Origin of the sequence: Aerococcus tenax (genome assembly GCF_003286645.3) — a bacterium.
Lineage (GTDB): Bacteria > Bacillota > Bacilli > Lactobacillales > Aerococcaceae > Aerococcus > Aerococcus tenax.
The window spans coordinates 847,226-871,372 of sequence record NZ_CP127382.2 but is presented as its reverse complement, the minus strand read 5'-3'; the positions used below and the strand labels follow the sequence as shown (position 1 = coordinate 871,372).

At 39.3% G+C, this 24,147-nt stretch carries 22 protein-coding genes; 7 read left to right on the top strand and 15 right to left on the bottom strand.

Annotated elements, in window-relative coordinates:
* Positions 1-172: 172 nt before the first annotated feature.
* The 6 genes from DBT50_RS04205 to tig all read right to left on the bottom strand — a co-directional run bounded on the left by DBT50_RS04205 (position 173) and on the right by tig (position 8,329).
* Positions 173-1,537 carry an aspartate kinase gene (locus tag DBT50_RS04205; protein WP_111853369.1) on the bottom strand — a complete coding sequence of 455 codons (1,365 nt, stop codon included), beginning with the start codon at positions 1,535-1,537 and terminating at the stop codon, positions 173-175.
* A gap of 183 nt (positions 1,538-1,720) precedes the next feature.
* Positions 1,721-2,926 (bottom strand): RNA polymerase sigma factor RpoD, encoded by a 1,206-nt coding sequence (rpoD, locus tag DBT50_RS04200; RefSeq protein WP_070558029.1) that lies wholly within the window; start codon positions 2,924-2,926, stop codon positions 1,721-1,723.
* Positions 2,927-4,792: a DNA primase gene (gene dnaG / locus DBT50_RS04195; protein ID WP_111853368.1), complete on the bottom strand. Its 1,866-nt coding sequence runs from the start codon at positions 4,790-4,792 to the stop codon at positions 2,927-2,929.
* 112 nt (positions 4,793-4,904) lie between these two features.
* Entirely contained in the window at positions 4,905-5,507 is a 603-nt protein-coding gene (gene yihA, locus DBT50_RS04190) for a ribosome biogenesis GTP-binding protein YihA/YsxC (RefSeq protein WP_111853367.1), read from the bottom strand.
* 171 nt (positions 5,508-5,678) lie between these two features.
* Positions 5,679-6,935 carry an ATP-dependent Clp protease ATP-binding subunit ClpX gene (gene clpX, locus DBT50_RS04185; protein ID WP_111853366.1) on the bottom strand — a complete coding sequence of 419 codons (1,257 nt, stop codon included), beginning with the start codon at positions 6,933-6,935 and terminating at the stop codon, positions 5,679-5,681.
* Between the two features lie 113 nt (positions 6,936-7,048).
* A complete protein-coding gene (tig, locus tag DBT50_RS04180) occupies positions 7,049-8,329 on the bottom strand; it encodes a trigger factor (RefSeq protein ID WP_111853365.1) in 1,281 nt (426 codons plus the stop codon).
* Positions 8,330-8,621: 292 nt separating this feature from the next.
* Between tig and recU the strand changes: the two genes are divergently transcribed.
* Both recU and DBT50_RS04170 read left to right on the top strand, forming a co-directional pair.
* Positions 8,622-9,230 (top strand): Holliday junction resolvase RecU, encoded by a 609-nt coding sequence (gene recU / locus DBT50_RS04175; protein ID WP_070558038.1) that lies wholly within the window; start codon positions 8,622-8,624, stop codon positions 9,228-9,230.
* A gap of 7 nt (positions 9,231-9,237) precedes the next feature.
* Positions 9,238-11,706, top strand: a complete 2,469-nt coding sequence (locus DBT50_RS04170; protein WP_111853364.1) for a transglycosylase domain-containing protein — start codon at positions 9,238-9,240, stop codon at positions 11,704-11,706.
* 222 nt (positions 11,707-11,928) lie between these two features.
* On the opposite strand, the gene DBT50_RS04165 is transcribed toward DBT50_RS04170, so the two are convergent.
* Positions 11,929-13,089 carry an ATP-grasp domain-containing protein gene (locus DBT50_RS04165; RefSeq protein WP_111853363.1) on the bottom strand — a complete coding sequence of 387 codons (1,161 nt, stop codon included), beginning with the start codon at positions 13,087-13,089 and terminating at the stop codon, positions 11,929-11,931.
* Between the two features lie 165 nt (positions 13,090-13,254).
* Here DBT50_RS04165 and DBT50_RS04160 point away from each other — a divergent pair, with 165 nt between their 5' ends.
* Together DBT50_RS04160 and DBT50_RS04155 are read left to right on the top strand one after the other, a co-directional pair.
* The gene (locus DBT50_RS04160) at positions 13,255-14,214 is read left to right on the top strand and encodes an alpha/beta hydrolase (protein ID WP_111853362.1); all 960 of its coding nucleotides are present in this window, start codon (positions 13,255-13,257) and stop codon (positions 14,212-14,214) included.
* Between the two features lie 13 nt (positions 14,215-14,227).
* Entirely contained in the window at positions 14,228-14,662 is a 435-nt protein-coding gene (locus DBT50_RS04155; RefSeq protein WP_111853361.1) for a BlaI/MecI/CopY family transcriptional regulator, read from the top strand.
* Positions 14,663-14,666: 4 nt separating this feature from the next.
* Here the strand turns inward: DBT50_RS04155 and DBT50_RS04150 are convergent, their stop codons facing one another.
* Positions 14,667-15,341 carry a uracil-DNA glycosylase gene (locus DBT50_RS04150; protein ID WP_111853360.1) on the bottom strand — a complete coding sequence of 225 codons (675 nt, stop codon included), beginning with the start codon at positions 15,339-15,341 and terminating at the stop codon, positions 14,667-14,669.
* Positions 15,342-15,448: 107 nt separating this feature from the next.
* Here DBT50_RS04150 and DBT50_RS04145 point away from each other — a divergent pair, with 107 nt between their 5' ends.
* Together DBT50_RS04145 and DBT50_RS04140 are read left to right on the top strand one after the other, a co-directional pair.
* Positions 15,449-16,357 (top strand): Cof-type HAD-IIB family hydrolase, encoded by a 909-nt coding sequence (locus DBT50_RS04145; RefSeq protein WP_111853359.1) that lies wholly within the window; start codon positions 15,449-15,451, stop codon positions 16,355-16,357.
* Positions 16,347-16,916, top strand: coding sequence for a low molecular weight protein-tyrosine-phosphatase (locus DBT50_RS04140; RefSeq protein WP_111853358.1), 570 nt, complete (start codon positions 16,347-16,349; stop codon positions 16,914-16,916). Before DBT50_RS04145 ends, DBT50_RS04140 begins: the two co-directional genes overlap by 11 nt.
* Positions 16,917-17,021: 105 nt before the next feature.
* Here the strand turns inward: DBT50_RS04140 and DBT50_RS04135 are convergent, their stop codons facing one another.
* Positions 17,022-17,669, bottom strand: a complete 648-nt coding sequence (locus tag DBT50_RS04135; RefSeq protein ID WP_111853357.1) for an HAD family hydrolase — start codon at positions 17,667-17,669, stop codon at positions 17,022-17,024.
* Positions 17,670-17,860: 191 nt separating this feature from the next.
* On the opposite strand from DBT50_RS04135, the gene DBT50_RS04130 reads away from it, so the two are divergent.
* Positions 17,861-19,492, top strand: coding sequence for an ABC-F family ATP-binding cassette domain-containing protein (locus DBT50_RS04130; protein ID WP_111853356.1), 1,632 nt, complete (start codon positions 17,861-17,863; stop codon positions 19,490-19,492).
* Between the two features lie 72 nt (positions 19,493-19,564).
* Here DBT50_RS04130 and DBT50_RS04125 read toward each other — a convergent pair whose 3' ends face one another.
* The 6 genes from DBT50_RS04125 to DBT50_RS04100 all read right to left on the bottom strand — a co-directional run bounded on the left by DBT50_RS04125 (position 19,565) and on the right by DBT50_RS04100 (position 24,061).
* On the bottom strand, positions 19,565-19,780 hold the full coding sequence (locus DBT50_RS04125; RefSeq protein WP_111853355.1) for an ATP-binding cassette domain-containing protein: 216 nt from the start codon (positions 19,778-19,780) through the stop codon (positions 19,565-19,567).
* A 134-nt stretch (positions 19,781-19,914) separates the two neighbouring features.
* Entirely contained in the window at positions 19,915-20,652 is a 738-nt protein-coding gene (locus tag DBT50_RS04120) for an amino acid ABC transporter ATP-binding protein (protein ID WP_111853354.1), read from the bottom strand.
* A 12-nt stretch (positions 20,653-20,664) separates the two neighbouring features.
* Positions 20,665-21,354: an amino acid ABC transporter permease gene (locus DBT50_RS04115; RefSeq protein WP_070558056.1), complete on the bottom strand. Its 690-nt coding sequence runs from the start codon at positions 21,352-21,354 to the stop codon at positions 20,665-20,667.
* A gap of 4 nt (positions 21,355-21,358) precedes the next feature.
* Complete coding sequence (locus DBT50_RS04110) at positions 21,359-22,051, bottom strand: amino acid ABC transporter permease (RefSeq protein WP_070558058.1); 693 nt, start codon at positions 22,049-22,051, stop codon at positions 21,359-21,361.
* Between the two features lie 158 nt (positions 22,052-22,209).
* Positions 22,210-23,064 carry a transporter substrate-binding domain-containing protein gene (locus DBT50_RS04105; RefSeq protein WP_064293130.1) on the bottom strand — a complete coding sequence of 285 codons (855 nt, stop codon included), beginning with the start codon at positions 23,062-23,064 and terminating at the stop codon, positions 22,210-22,212.
* A complete protein-coding gene (locus DBT50_RS04100; RefSeq protein WP_070558060.1) occupies positions 23,054-24,061 on the bottom strand; it encodes a uroporphyrinogen decarboxylase family protein in 1,008 nt (335 codons plus the stop codon). Before DBT50_RS04100 ends, DBT50_RS04105 begins: the two co-directional genes overlap by 11 nt.
* Positions 24,062-24,147: the final 86 nt, after the last annotated feature.

Sequence of the window (24,147 nt, the reverse complement as noted above, 5' to 3'; positions counted from 1 at the left end):
TTTTTATCAAAGTATTAGTAACATTTATTGTTACTTACTTTAGCCTATTCCTTCTAAGATAGCAAGCATTTTTTTAAATAAGTGATAAATCCATCCGTAAAATTATTTTTAGCCAAAACAAATTCGACTTCTTTAGTGGCTTCTCTGTTTACCTTTAAACCTAACAAGTGGCTTAGTCTTTTGCATCAAAAAATTCATCATAAATTGCCCGTACAGCTTCTGCTTCTTTATTTTCCTTGATGCCAAACATCACACTGTTTTCGCTAGACCCTTGGTTAATCATTTCTAAATTAATGTTAGCTTGACTGAGGGCCTTAGTTGCCCGGGCGGTAATCCCGATACTTGATTGCATGGACTCACCAACAATCATCAAGAGGCAAAGATTCTCTCTTTTTTCGACCTTGTCAGCTGCTGTGCGTGTTTGAATCGCTAAAAGCAGTTCATCTAATTCTTTTGCGGAAAGTTGCTCTTCTTTAAAGATAACGTCAATATCATCAATCCCTGATACCACATGCTCTACACTACAGTCGTATTCTTCAAAAACGCTTAATACTCGGCGCATAAAACCCACTTCGCGATTCATCATATATTTTGTAATATAAACAGAAGCAAATCCACCATGGCTAGCGATACCAGCAATTGGCCATTTATTTTCAGTCATTTTTTTCTCCGTAATCATTGTCCCAGGGGCTTCTGGATTATTGGTATTTTTGACTACGACGGGAATGTTTTCTGCAAAAGCAGGGTACAATGCCTCGTCATGAACCACAGTAAAGCCTGCATAGGAGAGTTCACGCATTTCTCGATAGGTTAAATTGCTGATTCCAACCGGGTTGTGAACGTGGGCCGGGCTAGCAACAAAGATGCTATCAACATCAGTAAAGTTCTCATACATAGAGGCCCCCACTCCATTGGCAACGATAGCTCCGGTAATGTCGCTACCACCACGTGAAAAAGTGACTAACTTACCTTCTTTGGTGTAACCAAAAAAGCCAGGAAAAACTAAAATTTCATCACGTTCTTTTAATTTTGCTAAATTGAGATAGGATTCAGCTAAGACCTTAGCATTGCCGGGTTCATCGCTAAGAATCAGACCCGCTTCACCAGGGTTAATGTAACTCGCTTTCAAGCCACAAGTTCTGAAATAGGCCGCGATTAATTTAGCGTTATTATCTTCCCCACTCGCTTTGAGGGCATCGATAAAGTATTCCGGTTGACTTTTATCCATATTGAGGATGTCATTTAAAGATTTTTTGATTTCATCAATGACTGGCTCTTGTATTTCTAAGGCTTCTGCCATATCGCGATACCTTTCAACGATTTCTTTATAGGTTTGGGAGGTATCCACGCTGCCATTTAGTGTCTGTGAGGCTAACTCAATTAATAAATCGGTCACTTTTATATCCCCATCAAAACGCTTTCCAGGTGCAGAAACAATAATAATTTTTCGGTCCTTATCACTGGCGATGATATTCTTCACTTTTTTTATTTGCTTATCATTAGCTAGAGAGCTACCACCGAATTTTACTACTTTCACTAAGACATCTCTTCCTTCTAGAATGAACTAATTGATCTAAAGATAGCATGATTAATAATTGGATTCAACAGTGATCATTTTCCTTTCAATTGTGATCTAAAAAAGCGAAGGATAAAATAAAGGCATTCAAGCATTGGAAAAGGATCCAACATTTGAATGCCATTACTATTATCAGAGTTGCTTTTAGTCTTCTAGAAAATCTTTTAATTGTTTGAGACGACTTGGGTGGCGTAATTTACGTAAGGCCTTGGCTTCAATTTGACGGATTCTTTCTCGAGTCACCCCAAATTGTTGTCCGACTTGTTCTAACGTTTTAGTTTGACCATCTTCTAAACCGAAACGAAGACGTAAGACATTTTCTTCCCGATCAGTTAAAGTATCCAGCACTTCATTGAGTTGTTCTTTTAACAATTCCTGATTAGTATATTCATCTGGCTGCATGGCATCATTGTCTTCAATAAAATCGCCAAGATGGGAATCATCTTCTTCACCAATAGGGGTTTCCAAGGAAACTGGTTCTTGTGAGATTTTCATAATGTTTCTCACTTTTTCAGTAGGTAGGTCCATTTCCGCACCAATTTCTTCTGGCGTGGGTTCGCGACCGAGTTCTTGGAGTAATTGCCGTTGAATGCGGACTAATTTATTAATAGTCTCTACCATATGTACCGGTATACGAATGGTACGGGCTTGGTCAGCGATCGAACGGGTAATCGCTTGACGAATCCACCAAGTGGCATAAGTGGAAAATTTGAAACCCTTGGTATAATCAAATTTTTCTACTGCCTTCATTAAGCCCATATTTCCTTCTTGGATCAGGTCTAAAAATGACATACCTCTACCGACATAACGTTTAGCAATCGACACGACTAAACGGAGATTGGCTTCGGCCAGCTCTTGCTTGGCAACTGGATCTCCGGCTTCAATTCTTTTGGCAAGGGCAACCTCTTCATCAGCTGTCAGTAAGTCTACTCGGCCAATTTCTTTAAGATACATACGTACAGGATCATTGGTTTTTACCTTTGAACTCGTTGAAGAAGTCGACTTATTAGTATCTTTTTTGTCTTTTTTATCTTTCTTCTTAGTTTTTTCTTCTTCATCTAAGATTTGATCAATATCTTTTTCAGATTCTTCATCGTCTTCTTGCATCTTAAGCGCTTCGTTTTGTAACTGACGGTTAGTTGGGCCCCCATCTTCATCAACAACGGCTACGCCACCGTCTTCAAATTTTTCAATAAGCTGATCCATTTGTTCATCATTCAAAGAATAGGGTTGAGCAATTTTATCACTTAACTCAGTATATAAAATAGAGCCCAATATTTTCTTCTCATTAAGTAATTCTTGACTGGCTTGTTTTAAAGTTTTTTCCTGCTTGTCGGTCGTTTTGCTCAATTAAATCTCTCCTGACTTCTTTTTTGACAGTTTCATTTGTCGCAATATTTGTATTCTCTGTTGATTTAAATCGCTAATTTTAGCATAATCATTAATTTGCTTAGCATCCGCTATATCCCGGTTGATTTGCCTAATTTGGTCCTGATAATGACTCTTATCTTTTATTTGATAAATTAAATCGCTAATTTCCTGACCAGTACACTCAGGCGGAAGATTCATCGCCTGAGCGTCAATAACGATCCGCCTATCGGCATCAGAGCGAAGGGTCTGATAAAAATTCCCAATATCAATACTTTCTCCTTCACTTTGCCGGTAGGCCCATAGTAAAAGATAGACACTTTCAATACTACTACTTTCAAAATGAAAGTTTCCATCAATATTTTTGATTAAATACCAAGCATTCTCAGATGTTAGTAGTCGGTTAAGTAATTGTAACTCAAAGCGCTGTAAACTGGAATATTTTTTTAAGGGGAATTTATCCAGTTGGACTTCTGCTTCCTCGCGGCTAACTTCAGAAAACTGCTCTTCTCGCTGTCCGGTCTCCTGCTCAAAGTGAAGTTGGGCTTGAAGCGAACGTTTATCAACCCCAGTGTCTTCACTCAATTCCTGTAAGTAGACATCTTGCTCAATTGTGGAAGATAAGCGGCTAATAACAGCTAGCATGGCCTTGATGTATTGGATCTTCCCCTGGTCATTTGCTAAAGAAAACTCTTGCTGATAGAAGTGCCGATAGAAAGCAATCGGCGTCATTCTTTGCTCTTGAATAAATTGCTGATAGCGTTGCTCACCATAGCGACCAATAAATTCATCAGGATCCATCCCACTTGGAAACATGAGCAGGTTAACTCGCATACTCGGACTTTGCTGGGCGATGTGTTCAAGCGCCCGCTTACTTGCCTTTAAACCGGGTTTGTCACCATCATAAGCAAGCAAAAGTTGGCGTGAGCTGCGATAGAGGACTTGAATCTGACGATCAGTTAAACTGGTTCCCAAAGAAGCGACGCCTTGCTTGACCCCGGCCTGGTAGGAATGAATGACATCCATAAAGCCTTCAAAAAGAATAATTTCCTTTTCCTTGCGAATGCTGTCTTGGGCTAAATCAAGGTTAAATAGAAAATTATTTTTTTTAAAAATCGGTGTTTCTGGACTGTTTAAGTATTTAGCCTGCGAATTAGCGCTATCGGCTTCAAGAATTCTTCCTGAGAAGCCCAAGACATGACCAAATTTATCACGTAAAGGAAATACAATACGTCCCCTAAAGCGATCGATTTTTTCCGGGCCATCACCCACAAAAATGCCACTAGCTACAATTGCTTCACTGTCATATCCCTTGTTTTTTACATGGTTGAAAGTTAACTGGCCATCGTAGGGAGACCAACCAATGTGATATTGGACTAGGGTTTCCGATTTTAACCCTCGGTCTTCTAAATAGGTCAAAGCTTGGTGCCCAGCTTTGGTATTCATTAATAAATAATGGTATAAATTTGCCAGCTCTTCATGGATATCGATAAGCGTTTGCTCTTCTTCATTATACTGACGGACACTGGTCCCTGGGTCTAGCTGGTCAAAATTAAAGTCCAACTTAAGATTAGCTAATTGAGCCACTTCTTTTACAGCTTGAGGAAAGCTATATCCTTCTAAATCCATTAGGAAATTAAAGACATTGCCACCTTTACCACAGGAGAAGCACTTATAAAATTGCTTATTAGCTTCTACAGTAAATGAGGGCGTGTTTTCATCGTGAAAGGGACATTTGCCAAAGTAATTTTTTCCTCGCTTTTGAAGATCCACAAACTGACCAATAATATCTAAAATGTCAACATTTTGGCGGACCTGATCAATAACTTCCTCAGGTATAAAGGCCATTGTATCCTCCCACTTTCTCCACTGGCTATATCAGAGTAAATTATAGTGAAGATAATTTTTGAATGCAAGATAAGAGCGAAAATATTGTCAGATATTTCTTTTCAAACAATAGCTATTCGTCATAGTCTCCAGCCAATAAGGCATTGATGACTTCCCATGCCTCATCACGCCCCTCACGGTTGGCAGAAGAATAAGGTAAAATTTGATCTTCAGTCACCAAGTCTAAATCTTCTTTTATAGCTTGCAGGTGGTTTTGCCATTGATTTTTCTTCACCTTATCCGCCTTAGTCGCAATAATAAAATACGGTACCTGACACTGGTCAAGAAAATCTTTCATATTGATATCATCTTTACTCGGTCGGTGTCTAAAATCTACCAAAAGAAAGACAGCTTCTAAATTTTCCCGTTGGATAAAATAATCTGCCAGTTGTTTTTGCCAGCGACTTCGTTCCGTTTTACTTACTTTGGCGTATCCATAGCCAGGAACGTCAACTAAGTAAAGACTATTATCAAGATTATAATAATTTAACTGCTGGGTCTTCCCAGGCTTACTGGAAATACGAGCAATCTTTTTATGGTTGGTCATGGTATTAATGAAACTGCTCTTCCCCACATTGGACCGACCAGCTAAAGCAATTTCTGGGCGGTCTGGATCTGGATATTGTTTAGGACTGGCGGCGCTTAGCATAAATTCAATATTTTGTGCTTGTATCATGAGGTGCTCCTTACGTTATAAAACAGACTTAGGTGAGCTTGAGATTCTTTCGTAAAAAGTAAATTTACCTAAGCTTACTACAGGTTTAGGCGACTTATGACTTGCTTAAATAAGGGACTGCATTGAGAAAGAGGCTGTGACTCTTGTCACAGCCCCTCTTCAATTAATTCATTAGGCAATTAACTGACCGTCTTGGTCATAGAGTTCGGGACTTGCATGATCTTTAACGACTTCTTCAGTAATGATAACCTTAGAAACATCTTCACGACTAGGAATATCATACATCACTTCTAACATCGATTCTTCAATAATGGACCTTAATCCCCGCGCTCCAGTTTTACGGTCAATAGCTTTTTGAGCAATGGCCCGTAAGGAGTCATCAGTAAACTCTAACTGAACATTATCCATGGCTAATAACTGCTTATATTGCTTAATCAAAGCATTCTTAGGTTCTGTCAGGATACGTTCCAAGTCTTCCTCATTCAATTCATCTAAACTAGCAATAATGGGTAAACGCCCGATAAATTCCGGAATTAAGCCATATTTTTGTAAGTCTTCAGGAATCACCTGCGTCATGAGGTCATGCTTTTCAGCTTTTGTCGTCTTAGTTGCTTGAAAGCCAATTACTTTATGGCCAGTACGTTCCTTAATGATATTTTCAATTCCATCGAAAGCCCCACCTACAATAAATAGGATATTAGTAGTATCGATTTGGATGAACTCTTGATGGGGATGTTTACGTCCACCTTGAGGAGGAACATTAGCAACCGTTCCTTCTAGAATTTTCAGGAGGGCCTGTTGAACCCCTTCACCACTGACATCGCGGGTAATAGAAACATTTTCCGCCTTGGTTGCTATTTTATCAATTTCATCAATATAAATAATACCTTGTTGAGCTTTATCCACATCTAAATCAGCTGCTTGTAGCAGTTTTAAGAGAATATTCTCAACGTCCTCTCCAACATAACCTGCTTCAGTTAAACTCGTGGCATCCGCAATAGCAAAGGGTACTTTCAATATGCGGGCTAGAGTTTGAGCTAAATAAGTTTTCCCTGAACCAGTTGGACCAACTAATAAGATATTACTTTTTTGTAATTCTACATTATCTTCGTCTTGATTCTTAATTTGGTTGCTGTTAATACGTTTATAGTGATTATAAACGGCCACAGATAAAGCCTTTTTGGCATCTGTCTGTCCAATCACGTAATCATCCAAAATTTGACGGATTTCAGTTGGCTTAGGAGGGTTCACGATAAACTCTTGGTTATCTGATTGAACGTTTAAGTCATCTTCAATAATTTCTTGACAGAGTTTCACACATTCATCACAGATATAAACATCCGGTCCTGCAATTAACTTGGTCACTTGGTCTTGTGACTTTCCACAAAAGGAACAATGGATATTGCTATCGTTATCGTCATTAAACATTCTACGCATTCCTCCTTCTCTATCTAATGTATTGTGACAAAAAACGAGTGTGAAGTCAATTAATGCGACCTCCCACTCGATTTCTGACCTATTTTTGAAAATAGCTGTTCAGATTATTTTTCTTTAGCTGTTGAGGTAATTAAGTTCATGGCTTGTTTTAATTCAATGTCATGTTTGAGCATATCTTCAGTAACCACGTTCTTAACGGCTTCAACTTCCATATTATAGGTTTCTGCTAGGTTTTCAATTTCCTTAGCAATATCCTCTTCACTCACTTCAATGTTTTCTTCAGCAATGATTTGTTCTAATAATAAATTGGTTTTTACCCGAGTATCGGCGTCTTCAGCAAATTGTTGACGTAAGTCTTCTTCAGAAGTACCAGTTAATTGATAGAACATTTCAGGGCTAATCCCTTGACGTTGCATTTCATTCAAGTAGTGGTCTAGTTGACGGTTAACTTCTTCATCGATCATTGCTTGAGGAACAGAAGAAAAATCAACGTTGTCAACAGCTTGACGGATTGCTTGGTCTTCCACTTGTTCATCAGCTTGTTGGTCTTTAGCTTCTTGAAGTTGTTCACGATACTTAGCCTTCAATTCGTCTAAGCTTTCAACATCGTCATCAACATCCTTAGCAAATTCATCATCAAGTTCTGGGACTGATTTTTCTTTTACTTCATGAACTTTCACTTTAAAAATAGCGTCTTGACCAGCTAGATCTTCAGCGTGGTATTCTTCTGGGAAAGTGACTTTTACTTCTACTTCATCTCCAGATTTTGAACCCACTAATTGGTCTTCAAAGCCAGGAATAAAAGAATTTGAACCTAATTCTAGGGAGTGATTTTCTGCGCTACCCCCGGCAAAGTTTTCCCCATCGACAGAACCTTCATAGTCAATCACAACGGTGTCGCCTTCTTGAGCTTCTCCTTCCTTAATGGAAAGTTCTGCTAAGTTTTCTTGGGCTTGTTTTAAGCGGTTATCCACATCTTCATCAGTTACTTCACGGTCTTGTTTGTCAACAGTTAAGTCCTTGTAATCGCCTAAAGAAACTGAAGGCTTGGTGGCTACTTCAGCTTTTAATTTCCAAGAACCACCCCTGTGCATTTTTTCTACATCAAATTTAGGTTGGCCTACAACATCCAAATCAGCTTCTTTTACGGCATTAGCGTAAGCTTGTGGTAAGGCATAGTTTAAAGCATCTTCATATAAGGCTTCTTCACCAATCATTTTAACAAAAACTGGGTAACTTACTTTACCTTTACGGAAACCAGGAATATTAACTTTTCCTTTAACCCGGTTGTATGCTTGTTTTAAAGCTTTTTGAGCATCTTCTTTAGAAACGGTAAAGTGTAAAACACCTTCATTTGTCGCTGTTTCTTCAAATTTTACTGACATGCGGTCATTCCCCTAACTATAAATAAATTTCTAAATCAAGAATTAATCCTTAAGATTAATCTACACGTTCAGATATATTACACTAATTCCAGGGCTTTGTCCAATTTATCGCAAAATAATTCTTATTCATTGCAATTTTACAGGCTAGTCTTTAATATCTTTAGATGCATATCCATACTGTGCATTGATAAAAAGATTGCCTATATTATAATTATATTAAATAGAGGATGTATTTCTCTTAATAATGCCAATTTTTGCTATAATAAATTAATGGTTTGAGAGGAGGTAGGTCATGTATTATCCCAATGGGAAGAAGTACCATAAAGCTCCCTCGCTGAATAAGCATTCAAGACGTCAGCCAAAGACAATTTATGCTAAAAGAGGCATGTTGCTGGAGGACATGTTAAATGATTCCAATGCCTGGTATCTATCTCATGACTTGGCAGTTATCCATAAAAAACCAACGCCTATACAAGTGGTCCATGTCGATTATCCCAATCGTCAACATGCTAAAATCACGGAGGCCTACTACCGACAAGCCTCAACCACTGATTATAATGGAGTCTACCAAGGCAGGTATATTGATTTTGAAGCCAAGCAAACAAAAACAAAAACCCGTTTTCCCCTCAATAACTTCCATGACCATCAGATTAAACACATGGAAAAATGTAGTCAGCAAGGAGGTATAAGTTTTGTTATCTTACATTTCACCACCTTGTCGCAAAGCTATCTATACCCGCTTAGTGCTTTATTAGAGGACTGGCAAGCTTTTCAAGAGGGGCAAAAAGCTTCAATTAGTCTCAAACGCATCAAAAACCATGGTTATTTGATTAAAATCGGATACCAACCTCCCCTCGATTATTTAGCTGCTCTGGATAAGTATTTACAAAATAACAATTAAAAAGGAAGTGACTCTTTTGTCTACTCATTATCCCCATAATAGAAGGCGTACCTCTAGCTTAAATAAAGAGGAAAAGACACGACAAAGAAAAAATAATAATTTTAACAATAAGCCCTTGTGGCAGAAAATATTACTGATTGGCCTTGGCGCTGTGGGCAGTGTCTTTATTATTTTAGCTATTATTGCCCTGATCTGGATTGCCCAAGCACCAGAAATTAGCGAAGGCGATTTACAAGGTTCAGTAGCCTCTGTCGTATATGATAACCAAGGAAACGAAGTCTTTGAAACCAGTCAAAATGAGCGGATTATTGTCGAAGGCGATGAAATCTCTCAAGAAACCTTTGACGCAGTGACTTCAATAGAAGATCGTCGCTTTCTCAAACACCGCGGTGTCGACCCTATCCGTATTATGGGCTCCTTATTTGCCAACCTAAGAGCAGGTGGGATTGCCCAAGGCGGTTCTACCCTTACCCAACAATTAGTGAAACTATCTGTTTTCTCTACAAATGAATCGGATCGAACCTATAAGAGAAAGGTCCAAGAGTTATGGTTGGCCTTACAGTTAGAATCACAATTTTCTAAACAGGAAATTTTTGAATACTACATTAATAAGGTTTATATGGCTAATGGTGTCTACGGTATTGGTACCGCCGCAAATATCTATTATGGCAAGCCTTTAACCGAGCTGAGCCTAGATCAAACTGCGCTTTTAGCCGGGATGCCGCAAGCACCAAATGAATACGATCCTTACCATAATCCTGATAAAGCCAAAGAGCGTCGTGATACCGTGCTCTACACCATGTTAGATAATAACACCATCACTCAAGAAGAGTACCAAGAAGCGATTAACCAGCCCATCGATCACGGGTTACTCCCGCTTAATGAACAGATTGATACCAATAATCAACAGAAATTGATGCTGGACTCCTATATTCAGCAAGTCGCTGCCGACGTTAAAGCGGCAGGCTACGACCTTTACTCCGATGGTTTAAAAGTCTATACTCATCTGGATATGCAAGCACAAACTTTCCTACATCAAACTGCTGAAGATAGCAATGGTTTACTTTTCGATAATGATAATATCCAAACAGCGGTATCCGTTCTAGACACCAGCAATAGTCATATCATTGCCCTATTCGGGGGTCGCCATTTAGAAAACCAATTGGGACTAAATCGGGCTACCCAGTTAAATCGTAGTGTCGGTTCATCCATAAAACCCTTATCTGCCTATGGACCTGCCTTTGAATATTTAAATTATTCACCAGGTCAAACTGAAAAAGATGAACCTTATCAATACTCAAGTGGCACCAAAGTTTATAACTGGGACCGTCAATATCAAGGAACCATGACCTTAAGAACGGCCTTAAAGAACTCAAGAAATATCCCTGCTATCAAAGTCTTCCAAGATGTTGGTCCAGAACGTGCCGACGAATTTCTAAAGAAGTTAGGAATTACTTTGAATGATGGCAAAGGTCTGGTTGAATCCAATGCTATCGGTGGAGAAATGACTCCCTTACAATTAAGCGTTGCCTATGCTGCAATGGGGAATAATGGTCAATATAATGAAGCTAAAGCCGTTGATTACTTCATTACTACAGACGGAGAAGAAGTTGATGTTCAAGGTGAATCGCATGAAGCGATGAAAGATTCCACGGCCTACATGCTAACCTCTGTCCTAAAAGATACCTTTAAATCAGGTTTATCTTCCTGGATTCATAATCCTAATATCCATGAGGCTGGTAAAACTGGGACGACCAATTACACGGATGACCAAGTTCGCCAATTGAATATTCCAGCCGGAGCTGTCCCCGATCACTGGGCCAGCGGTTACACCAAAAACCATACAGTAACAGTATGGACTGGGCATGATGAGCCTTACCAGGAAAATGGTTACTTAACGAGAGCTCAACAGCAAATTGCGGATCGCCTATACCGGCAAGTAATGGATCACTTAGAAAGTAGAAATCCAAGTAGCGATTGGACCCAACCTGACTCCGTCCATACAGTTGATTTAATATTTGGCTCAAAACCACTCCGCTTAGCTAATCCAGGCGCTGGTCATAGTGTACGAGACTTAGTCAATAATGAATTATATCAAGAACTTAAGCAAAATTATGGCAGACAAACCACTATCGATATTGACTCCAATTCTTACTCTGAAAGTAGCGAAGAAGTCGAAACTTACATTTCAAGAGAAAGTGAAAGTCAAATCGAAGAAAGTAGTCATTCTAGAGTGGAGGAAAGTCACTCAGATAGTGAATTATCTGAGATTGAAGATTCGACCTCACCCTATCCAAAAGAGGATGCACCTAACACAGATCGAGGCAATGAATCTGGTTTACAAAACCCACCTAGAGAAACACCAAGCTCTCAAAGAGAACCTAGTGTGAGTCCAGGAAATAGCCAAGGAGAAGGTTATAGTCGACGGACCATTTACAGGTCGGGAGGCGATAGTGGACTGCCTAATGCCAGTTAAAGCCTAGAAACTCTAATAACGATAAAAGCCCCCAAAGTGACTTTGGGGGCTTTTTCTGACTTTTAATAGTAAAGAAAATTCATCAAAAAAAGAGCTGGTGTTTTATGGTGGCTCCAATAAGTCGGACTAAGCATCTAACTTTTGGAGTCATTACATTTGAAACCAGCTCTTTTTAGCTCTGCTCTTATATTCTCTTTTCTAGTTAGGAAGAATAAGCTGACGCTAGGCACGGATGTAATCCGTAATTGCTTGACGCTCGTTGTCATTGTCACATAGGATAGCAAATAACTGACTACCTAACAAATCATGGTAGACCTTAGGTAGGTCTTTAACGGCTTTAAAATCATTAGCATAGCGTTCCTTAATGTCAGCAACTGAATGTTGGTAATTTTTATCTGCCTGTCTAAATGTCACCACACAATAGCGTGAATTATTGGGGTTAGCAGGAATTTCTTTACCTAAAACAACTTTGGCATACATATCATATAAGTCAATACTATGGGCGTAGTCATAGGCATCATGACCGAAGCCACCAACAGCACGGTTATTATATTCAATTCCCAGATAAGAATTATCCGGCATCCGGAAGAATTCGATATGGAAGAAACGCTCCTTAATTCCAAAGGCTTTAACGACATTTTCGCCAATTTCTTTGAGTTTTGGATCGACTTCTTTTTCAATCCAGTAGACTCCATCACGGTCACCATTGACCCAATCCAAGGTCGGTTCTTCATATGTTAGACTTCCATACCAAACAATATTTCCTTCTTGGTCCAATAATCCATCAAAAGTACATAACTGCCCACCTTCAATAAACTCTTCCATAAAGTAAGGCGTCGTGTGGTCCCATTGGGCTTCAAATTTTTCCAAGTCATTATCGTTATCAATTCGGTAAGTATTACCAGCACCTACTCCAACATCTGGTTTTAAAACAACTGGATAACCTAAGGCCTTAGCTGCCCGCTTCAGGCTAACTTTAGTTCTAACTAAACGTCCCTTAGCTACTGGGCACTTAGCCTTCTTAAAGTATTTTTTCATTTCTGATTTGTGTTTTATTTTTTTCATTTCCTTTGGTTTCATCCCAACAATGTTGAATTGCTCACGTAATTGAGCATCTAGTTCTAACCAATATTCTTCTTGGGATTCTATCCGGTCGATGGGACCATATTTATGGAAGAAAAAGGCCACTGCCTTCTTCACAGCTAGAGTATCTTCTAAATTATCCACTCGGTAATATTCCGTCAGGGCTTCTTTAAGGGAGGCTGGTAGGATATCATAGGCTTCACTCCCAATGCCCAATACTGTTGCACCATTTTGATGAAGTTTAACAGCGAATTCTTGGAAATTTTGAGGAAAATATGGGGAAATATAGACAAAATTCATAATTATCAAACTCCTTTTAAAATGAGGATTACTACAAGTTGGCTTATTAATAGTTAAATTTACCACGAACGCCAATAATAGGCAAGGCAATTGTCTGACTAGCCTAACTTTTACCTTCTAAAAAATTTCCTATATAATAGTAGCCACAAGAGAAAGGATTCGACCATGTATCAAGAACATCACAATTTAAAATCTTCCCATCCCGATAAACACCCCTTAGATTACTACAGCTGGACAGCAGACCATCCCGAGGCCATCATTCACTATGTACACGGTATGTCTGAAAGTGCCCTCCGCTATCAGCCCATGGGAGAATGGTTTCAGTCTCAAGGGATCACATTCATTGCCCATGATCAAGTCGGGCATGGCCCCTATGCCAAAGCCCATGACTCCCTGGGCTATTTTGGACCCTATAATATGAAGTTAATTCTGGTAGAAGATCTCTACCGGGTGATTTGCGACGTCAAAGCAGTGAATCCCAATGTTCCTTATTTCCTGATTGGGCATTCCATGGGGTCTTTTATCAGTCGGCTTTTCCTACAAAAATACAGTCACAAGGTCTCCGGAGCCATTCTCTCCGGTAGCGCCGATCATTCTTGTGTGATTGAATTGGGAAAATTATTGAGCCCCCTATTGACCAAGTTTAGTCGTCCGCAAGCGACCAATTTCTTTTTGCACCGATTTTTATTTGGTGGTCTTTTTACCCAATTTAAACGTCGGCCTAGTGAGCGCGATTTACGGATCTTGAAATACTGGTACCCTCAACCAGAAAAAGTAGACTATCCCCTGGATGGTTTTCCTTTTACTAATGATGGCTTTTGGCATTTAATTAGGTTAGTCGACTCCGCTACCAAAAAAGGTTGGGCTAAGACGATTGACCCCCATCTCCCCCTGTATTTTATGAATGGGGCCAATGATTTTTTGCTAGGTCCAAGCAAAAAACTTTCTGGCGCCTACCAGGAATTGGAGCAAGTTCATTTTCAAGATGTCATTTTTCAAATTTATGAAAAACGTGGTCACGAACTTTTTCTTTATGCCAATGAAGAAGTCGTTTACCGTGATATTCTGACTTGGATAAGTCAACATTGCCTGCCCAAACAAGCAAATTCAAGTAATTTTTTCTAAGGAAGTGAAACATATGACTAAGAAAAACTCCATAACCGACAGTGAGCACCAAGTTCTCCGGGTGATTTGGGCTCAAGGAGCAACCACCAGTCGTTTTGTAATCGATAGCCTCAGTGAAAAGACGGGTTGGAAACCCACAACCATCAAAACCCTCTTACATCGTTTAGTCAATAAAGGCTATCTAGCGACTGAAAAAAAAGGAGGACAGTACCTCTACCATCCTCTAATTTCTGAAGCAAGTAGCCAAGTGGCTGATATTAATAATTTACTCAAGCAACATTGTCGCACCCACGCCGACCAATTAATCATTGACATGATCCAACAAAGTGACCTGGACCAAGGCATGCAAGACAATATTTTCCAAGCCCTAAAGGATAAAGAACTTGTCCCAACTGTCACTTGCCATTGCATCCCTGGCCAATGCGAGTGTCACAAAGATATTGGGTAATTTTTTATTCACTGAGTTGCCAATTAATTGGACTTTGCCCACTCTCAATTAAGAGCTGGTTAGCCTTCGAAAAGGGTCGAGAACCAAAGAAGCCCCGATATGCCGATAAGGGACTAGGATGAACAGAAGTTAGAACGGCATGCTTATTTTCATCGATAAATCGTCTCTTCGACTTAGCCGCATTCCCCCATAAAATAAAGACAACCCGTTGATTACGCTTATTTAATTGTTGGATAGCAAAGTCGGTGACTTCTTCCCAGCCCCGTCCGCGATGTGAATGGGCCTTCCCTTGACGTACTGTTAAAACAGAGTTTAATAATAGGACCCCTTGCTCGGCCCACTCAGTTAAATTTCCATGATGAACAGGTTGAAAACCAACATCAGTGCTTAGCTCTTGGTAGATATTGTTTAAGGAAGGCGGAATCGCTACCCCTTTCTGTACCGAAAAGCTTAGTCCATGGGCTTGATGGGGTTCATGATAAGGGTCTTGTCCCAAAATAACGACTTTTACCTGGTCAAAAGAGGTTAACTTAAAGGCCTCATAGATGTGCCACATATCTGGATAGATCACCTGATTACGATATTCATCTTTTAGAAACTCTCTTAATCTTTGGTAAGCAGGACTTTCAAAAACTGGATCTAAGGCCTCTTGCCATTGGTTATTAATGATTGTATGCACGCTTGATTTCCCCTTTCCTTCATCGCTTAACTTATACCTAGTCTACCATTTTTTAAAATGTTACAATAGCCATAGTTATAACGGATTTTATAAAAAAGGAGATTTTTATGCTGGAATTAATTGTTTCTGATATGGACGGAACATTGTTGGACGGGACCATGCACATCCATCCACGCAATCGTGAGGCCATCATGCATACCTACCAATTAGGTATCCCATTTATCGTTGCTACCGGAAGAAACTTCCACGAAGCCAAGGTACTATTAGACGAAGCTGGTATTCGTTGCCCGATTATCGGTTTAAATGGTGCTATTCTTTTTGACCGAGAAGGTGAGGTAGAGTATGAAATTGACTTAGATGACCAAGTCGCTAAAGAGATTATTCTCTATGGACGTGAACATGGCTATTACATGGAAGCCATGACTTCAAAGAACGTCTACTCCAATTCAAAGCACCAACGCCTTCATTATATTGCAGATATGATTCAAAGAATGTCTCCTGAATTGAGCTTTGAAGAAACCCTTAGTCGGGCCAGCCAATCGAATGAGGTTAACTCAATTGAATATATTGATGATTTAACTGACCTCATTGAAAAAGAAGGCCAGCACATCCTCAAATTAGTCTTTATTCATGAAAAGGGACCGCAAGTCCTCCACCCGATTCAGCAGGAATTAAGTCAGCGCTATGATAACATTTATATTACCTCTTCTTTTAAGTCAAACTTGGAAATTTCAGCTAAGACAGCCAATAAAGGTGGGGCTGTCGCCAAGTACTGCCAAGCCCATGGCTATAATCCTAAAAATATCATGGCTATTGGGGATAATTTGAATGATCTAAAAATGCTGGAAATGGCTGGCTATAGCTTCGCCATGGCTAATGCTGATCCCGCCGTTAAAGAAATTGCTGACTATGTCACCGGTCCTCATAACGAAGGCGGGGTCGCTGATGCCATCTATAAAGCCCTGGATTTGAGTCAGACTAATACACAATGGGAAAAAGCACCCTATGGCGACTAAGTCCCCTAACTGGCAGAAGCTTAAAGAGCGGCTAAAGTCTAACTGGCAAAAATTAATTGCCCCAAAAGGCAAAAGCATACTTTTTGTGTGTTTGGCTAATATTTGTCGTTCTCCATTAGCAGAAGCCCTGCTACGTGAAAAAATTAAGCAAGCCCACTTCTCGCAGTCCATAAAAGTTGATTCCGCTTCCATTGAAAATTGGCGCAATGGTGATAAGGCGGATTCTCGTGTAATACAGCTGCTCAAGGAACATCACATACCCTATCATGGACTAAAGAGTCGCCTTCTCAAGCCCATGGATGCTAAGCGTTTCGACTTGATTATCTGTATGGATACTACTATCTATGATGCCACTAGAGAGCGTCTGGGAGAAAGTTATTTTGCTAAAATCGTCCCCTTCTCTCATTTTCTTGAAGACCAAGCTGACGTTGATGATCCGATGTTAACCAAAGACTTTCAAACCACCTACCAACAAATTGACCGAGGAACTGATAAAATTATTCACTACCTCCAAAATAATACAATGAATCAATCAGCCAGTGATAGTAAAATTCAATAAACACAAAAGCGACAGGAATTAGAACCCTGTCGCTTTTGCATAAAATAGACTAAAATTATTCAATTTACTGATATCTCATCCTGCTAGCAAAGTGCTTTAGTCAGCTTATTTGACATAGTTAAGGATATCGTCTAGGCGGTCAACAATGGCAAGCGCCTGCGCCTTATTTTTCTCACTAGCTGCGACTAAGTCAGGCACCATGATGGTATCGATTCCCGAACGAAAACCAGCTTCAACCCCCGCTACGGAGTCTTCAATAATTAAAGCACTATCCTTACTTTGCCCCGTCTTCTCTAAGGCCTTTAAAAAGATTTCAGGATGAGGCTTAGAATGTGTGACTTCATCCCCAGAAGTAAACCCATCGATATATGAACTAATTCCAGCTCCTTTTAACCTAGAAATCACTTCTGAGCGGTTACTGGAAGAAGCCACATGGATGGTAACTTCCATGTCTTTAAGAGCCTCGAGAGTCTCTAGTAAACCGGCTTTATTGTCGATACCGGATTCAGCCTCAATTTCAACAAATCTTTGCTCAGCTTCATTGAAAAGCGTTTTGGCTAAATCTTGGCTGCCCGTTTTTTCCACTAGGGCCTGTAAGCAGGCTGCTGCTGTTCGACCAGCATGCTGGTCAATGTATTCCTGATCGGTAAATTCTATTCCTCGCGCTTGAAAAACCTCTTGATAGGCCTTAAGATAGACAGATTCTGTATCAATTAAGGTTCCGTCCATATCAAAGATAACAACTGATTTCACTGGGTCACTTCCTTCATTCCATGTATTTATATAAATCGCTTACATTTTTTATCATATCACACTGCCCTTATCAGGACAAATTAGAGCTTTTTCTTCTCATTTACTGTTTGCAATCAAAGTTTTAATTCGTTATGATTAGTCAGTATGAGTGACTGAAACTACTCGATCATCAAAAAAAGTGAGGAATCATCATGTTACAAGTTTCAAATGTTAGCCTACATTTTTCTGACCGCAAACTTTATGACAATGTCAATCTAAAATTTAATCCCGGAAATTGCTACGGTATCATCGGTGCCAATGGGGCCGGTAAGTCAACCTTCCTTAAAATCCTATCGGGAGAAATTGCCCCTTCTACTGGTGAAGTCAGTAAAGAAGCCAATGAGCGCATTTCGGTCTTGAACCAAGACCACTTTGCCTTTGAAGAATATAGCCCAATTGATACAGTCATCATGGGAAATAAAGAACTCTACCAAATAAGAGAAGAGAAAGATGCCATTTATGCAAAAAGTGACTTCAGTGAAGAAGATGGTATTCGCGCCGGTGAACTTGAAGCCCAATTTGCGGAAATGAACGGTTGGGAGGCTGAATCCGAAGCTTCTCAATTACTCCAAGGTTTAGGAATTGCAGAAGACAAACACTATCAACTGATGAGTGAACTCGAAGAACGCGATAAAGTTAAGGTACTCTTAGCTCAAGCCCTCTTTGGAAATCCTGATATTCTCTTACTCGACGAACCAACCAATGGTTTAGATGCGGATTCTATCGAATGGCTAGCTGAATATATTATTAACTTTCCTAATGCAGTTATCGTGGTTTCCCATGACCGCTATTTCTTAAACCAAGTATGTACCCATATCTGTGATGTTGACTTTGGTAAAATTAAACTTTACGTGGGGAACTATGACTTTTGGAAGCAATCCAGTGAGTTAGCAGCCAAATTACAAGCCGATGCCAATGCTAAAAAGGAAGAAAAGGTCAAAGAATTAAAGGCTTTTATCGCCCGTTTCTCAGCCAATGCTTCCAAATCAAAGCAAGCAACTTCTCGTAAGAAAATGCTGGATAAGATCGAGCTCGATGATATTCAACCATCTAGCCGTAAGTATCCCTATGTTGGCTTTGAACCAGAACGTGAAATTGGTAATGACGTCTTAACCGTTGAAGGTCTCTCTAAGACAATCGATGGCGTCAAAGTGTTAGACAATATTACCTTCCACCTGAAAAATGATGATAAGGTAGCCTTTGTCAGTCGCAATGATGTCGCTGTTACTACCCTTTTCCAAATTTTAATGGGTGAAATGGAGCCGGATTCAGGTAGCTTCAAGTGGGGGGTTACCACCAGTCAAAGTTACCTGCCGCGTGACACCTCAAAAGAGTTTGAAAATAGTGACCAATCAATATTACAATGGCTCTTCCAATACGCTAAGACGCCCGAAGAACAAGACAATACCTTCTTGAGAAGCTTCTTAGGTCGCATGCTCTTTTCCGGTGATGACGTGAATAAACACGTCAATGTGCTATCTGGGGGCGAAAAAGTCCGCTGTATGCTCTCTAAAATGATGCTGTCTAAGGCTAACGTCCTGGTTATGGATAATCCGACTAACCACCTTGACCTGGAATCGATTTCCAGCTTGAATGATGGCTTAATCCGCTTTAAAGGCGTCCTGTTATTCTCATCCCACGATAGAGAATTTCTCTCAACCATTGCTAACCGGGTGATTCATGTCAGTCCTAACGGCTTGGTTGACCGGATTGATACCGGTTATGAAGAATATTTAAACAATGAAGATACTCAAGCCAGAGTTAACGCCTTATACCAAGATTAACAAGTGAATAATAACATTCAAAAAGCCCAAAAGGACTTGATAAACCTTTGGGCTTTTTGAGTGTCTTCTCATTTAGTAGCTAGCGATTGCCTCAAGAAAATCTTGGATTATTTCTCTTTGGAATTTCTGAAAGAAAGTAAGCGGATCATTTTCTTCAATGATTTTTCTTTGGCCCATAAAGACAATGTGATCAGCGACATGGCGGGCAAAGGACATTTCATGAGTAACTACCACCATGGTCGTGCCTTGGTCAGCCAGTTTGCTAATCCAGTTTAAAACATCATCCACATAGCCGTATAGTCACCACATTAATCAAAGAGACCTATGACAAAATAGACGTTTTATAAACAGAATAGTTTCATCTAAAAAGCCGCAATAGCTAATCGAATAAGCTATTGCGGCCCTCTGATGACCTCATCATCTTAAAAGCGATCTAAGACATTGAGGAATTTATGTACTCTTTGATTTTTCTGAGCGTTAAAGAAACTGTAAGGATCCCCCTCTTCAATCACTTCTCCCTGCTCCATAAATATAATATGATCAGCAACATTCTTAGCAAAGGACATTTCATGGGTCACAACGACCATGGTAGTTCCCTTTTTAGCAAGTTCAGTCATAATATTTAAAACCCCATCGACTAATTCCGGGTCTAAAGCTGAAGTCGGTTCATCAAAGAGGATGAGATCAGGACTAGGTGCGATTGCTCTAGCGATCCCCACTCTTTGTTGTTGTCCTCCCGAGAGTTGATTAGGATAGCGATCCTTGAGTTTAGCCATCCCTACCCAGTCAAGGATTTCTTCACTTCGAGCAACTGCTTCATCCTTAGCCCAGCCTCGCGCTGTAACCAGGGGTTCTAGCAGGTTTTCTAAAACCGTTTTATTATTAAACAAATTATAATTTTGAAAAACAAAACCAATATGTTGTCTAATCTTCAAAATTTCTTTTCGAGTAATTTTGCTTAAGTCATAATGCTTTCCTAAGAGGCCAAATTCACCATGATCTGCCTTTTCTAAGAAGTTTAAGCACCGTAAAAGGGTGGTCTTTCCTGACCCACTAGGGCCCAAAATAGCAATCACATCTCCGGAATCAACCGTTAAATCAATTCCTTTCAATATTTTTTGACCAAGAAAGGATTTGTGGATATTTTTAACATTCAACATCATTAATCACTCCTAGGCATGGGATAGATAATACTTATTAATGACCTGTCCAAGATATTGAATTAAGCCACAAAGTATTAAATAAATAACAAAGATAACAATATAAGCACTGGTAAAATTATAGGAATAGGCTGCTGCCGTCTTTGCAATAGCTGTGATATCTTGCACCGTCATCACAAAAACTAAAGAAGTTCCCTTAACCAGTTCAATAATCAAATTAATAAATGAAGGTAGAGCAACTTTAAGCAATTGCGGAAAAATAATTCTTTCAAAACTTTTCCAAGGACTTAAACCGGCACTTAGGGCTGCCTCCCACTGGCCATAATCAACAGCCATTAAAGCAGAGCGAAAAATCTCGGTTAAGGAAGCTAGCGCAATTAAGGAGAAGATAATGTAGGCATAGATAATCGGATTAAAATTAAAGACGTCCACCTTAACATGAATTAAATTGGTGAATTGATTTAAAAGACTAGGCAGTAAACTGTAAAAGAACAGAATAAGAACAATTAAGGGAGTAGCACGTATGATCGCTAAGTAAACTTGAATAAACTTACTAATGACTGGCAGCTCCCTCTGTAAAGCTAAGGCAAACAATAAAGCAGGGGCGATAGAAAATAATACCGCTACCAGCATAATACTAAGGGTCACAGGAATTCCTTTTAAGGAAGCAAAAAATGTATCAATAATAAAATCCCAATTCATCGCCCTATACCTCCCCTTTAGAAATTTCTTTTTCTACTAGATGAATAGAAACCATAATTAATCCAGCAATAATCCAATAGATAATGGCTACTGCCAAATCAGTTTCTAAGGAAAAATTACCCATATTTCGATTAATAAATAATTGTCCTGCCCCCATGACATCAATTAATCCAATGGTATAAGCTAGGGCAGTGTTTTTTAATAAAGAAACCGTCGAGTTACCAATATTTGGTAGGGCAATCCTTAAGGCTTGAGGCAGTATAATTCTAAAGAAAGTCCTAGCTTCTGACAGGCCCAAAGCTAAGCCAGCCTCCCTTTGTCCCTTATTGACCGCATCATAACTTGCTTTGAACACAACAGAAATATTGGCTCCATATAGCAAAGTTAAGGCAATAATGACAAAGACTGCTTGTGAGAAATCATGAATGTTAATCTTAAGCCACCACTTCAATAGCTGGGGTAACCCATAAAATACTAGAAATATCATCACTATCGGTGGCGTACAGCGCATAATAAATATATAAGACTTCGTTATTTGCTGATACCATCTTTGCTTTGCCTCTAAGCCATAAGCTAGAATAACTCCTAGTAAATTGCCAAGGGTAAAGGAAATAATTAATATAAATAATGATACTGGTATAAATGGTATCAATTCCTTAAATAAAGGGAATATGGATTTTACATCAAAATTAACCATATTATCTCCTTTCTACACTAGTCAGTGAATGGCAATAGCCCTGCTAACTTAGATTGAACTGACTGCTTACTCTGAAAATAATTATTCAGAAGACTTCATTTCATCTAGACTTAATCAGGGCTAAGTAACACATCCTCGTCTTACATCAGATTGCCATTTTAATCTTTAATATAATCAAATACATTTTTATTTAAGTATTGTTGGGATAATTTTTCTAATGTACCATCTTCACGGAGTTCTTTAATCGCTTGATCATAATCTTTGACTAATTGTTCATTTTCATCAGTCCGTTCAAATAATGGATAGATTGGAATCCCTTTATAAGTCACGTAGGTCAATTGATCAGCTTTATCATGGTAAGGACCATCTTCATCTTCTACAGACTTTTTATAGGATAGGTCAATAGAGAAGTAAGCATCATAACGTCCTTCAAGCACCCAACCATAGGCATCGGATAAGTCAAATTGATCAGCAGGAACCAAATCAATAGGATGATCAGGATTCTTTTTATTATAATCTTGAATCACATCATATTGACCGTTTTGTGGCGAAATAGGAACTAATCTCCCCTTAGCCTTAGCGAAATCATCGATGTTTTTATATTTATCCTTATCTTCAGAACGAATGGTCAGCCCAATCACACTGGCCCCATGATAGTTTTTCGGAATAATAAACTTCTTAGCCCGCTCATCGGTATACCAGCATCCTTTAATCCCTGCGTCATACTTACCTGACTCTAAGCCAATGAGTAAGTCTTCATTAGATGTTGGGACAAAGTCAAAGTGGTACTGAGGCAACTTCTTTTCAACTTCTCTAAAAACGGCAACCTCATAACCATCGGCTTCGCCCTTATCATTCACGAAATTATAGGGATAATAATTTTGCCAAAAAGCAACCTTCACATTGCGTGCATTTTCTTTACTTGGTTCATTACTTCGGTTTCTGATTAAGAAGCTGGCTAATACAACGACTACCGCCACTAAAATACCGATAAATAATTTTTTATTTTTCATTTTCAGCTGCCTCCTCTATACTTGCTTGGCGAACCCATTCAAAATGTTCTCTTGGTGTATCTGCTGGAATGGTACAATCTGCGCCAATCACATAAGGTGTATCACCAGCTTCTTTAATTAATTGCTTGGTATAAGCCTTAATTTCTTCCTCTGTTCCCTTGTAGATGAGGTCATCTGCTGTATTTTGGAAACCACCCACAACAACCTTATCTTTAAAGATCTTCTTGCCGTCTTCAATCGATAATTTTTCCGGCCCAGTTGCCCAATTAACCGCACTGGCTGGATAGTCAGCAAATTTTTCTAATCGGTTATGGGCGCCTAAGTAACCACAAACATGGAGGATATGGTGAGGTTTAAGTTCTTTAGCACGATTTAATAAAGCAGTATCCAATGGCTTAACCAGTTCAATAAAGTCTTGGTCAGTAAAATCATCGGTTTGTAAATCTTGAGTAGAGTAATAGATCCCGTCAACGGTAGTCTCTGATAAGATTCCTTCAATGACCTTTTGAATATCTCCCGCAATGACTTTTAAAATTTTTGCGAAAAGTTCAGGATCTTCCTGATAGAACCGGCTGACACGTTCATCTTGGTCATCATATAAGATTTTGAAGGTAGTTAATGGACCGAAAATATTATAAAAACTATACAATTGGTTATTGTGTAGGGCTTCGACCTCCTTGGCAAACTGAATTTGTTCTTGAATCCAAGGATCATCATTTGCTAGCGGTTCAATTTCTCCAACTTCCGATAAATGCTCAGCTTTTTGTAACTTTTCATTAGGATATTGAAAATAACCATCAGTCATTATCTTTATATAGTCAGGCTCAATGTCCTTAAGAAATTGTTGGTGGCCAGCTAAATTAGCTGGTTTGATTTGATCATCTTTCAACGCATTAGCATGGTAAACATCTTCTACAAAGTGGTGCCAGAAACCAACCGGTGTTCGCTCAGCTTGATGGCCATCAAAGACTGTTTTTACTAATTCCTTCTTACTCATTTTGTTTTCCTCCTTACTAGTAAAACTCCAATTCCTCAAATAAATAAAACTGAAGTTTAACTAATTTTTTGTAAGTTATATTTTTT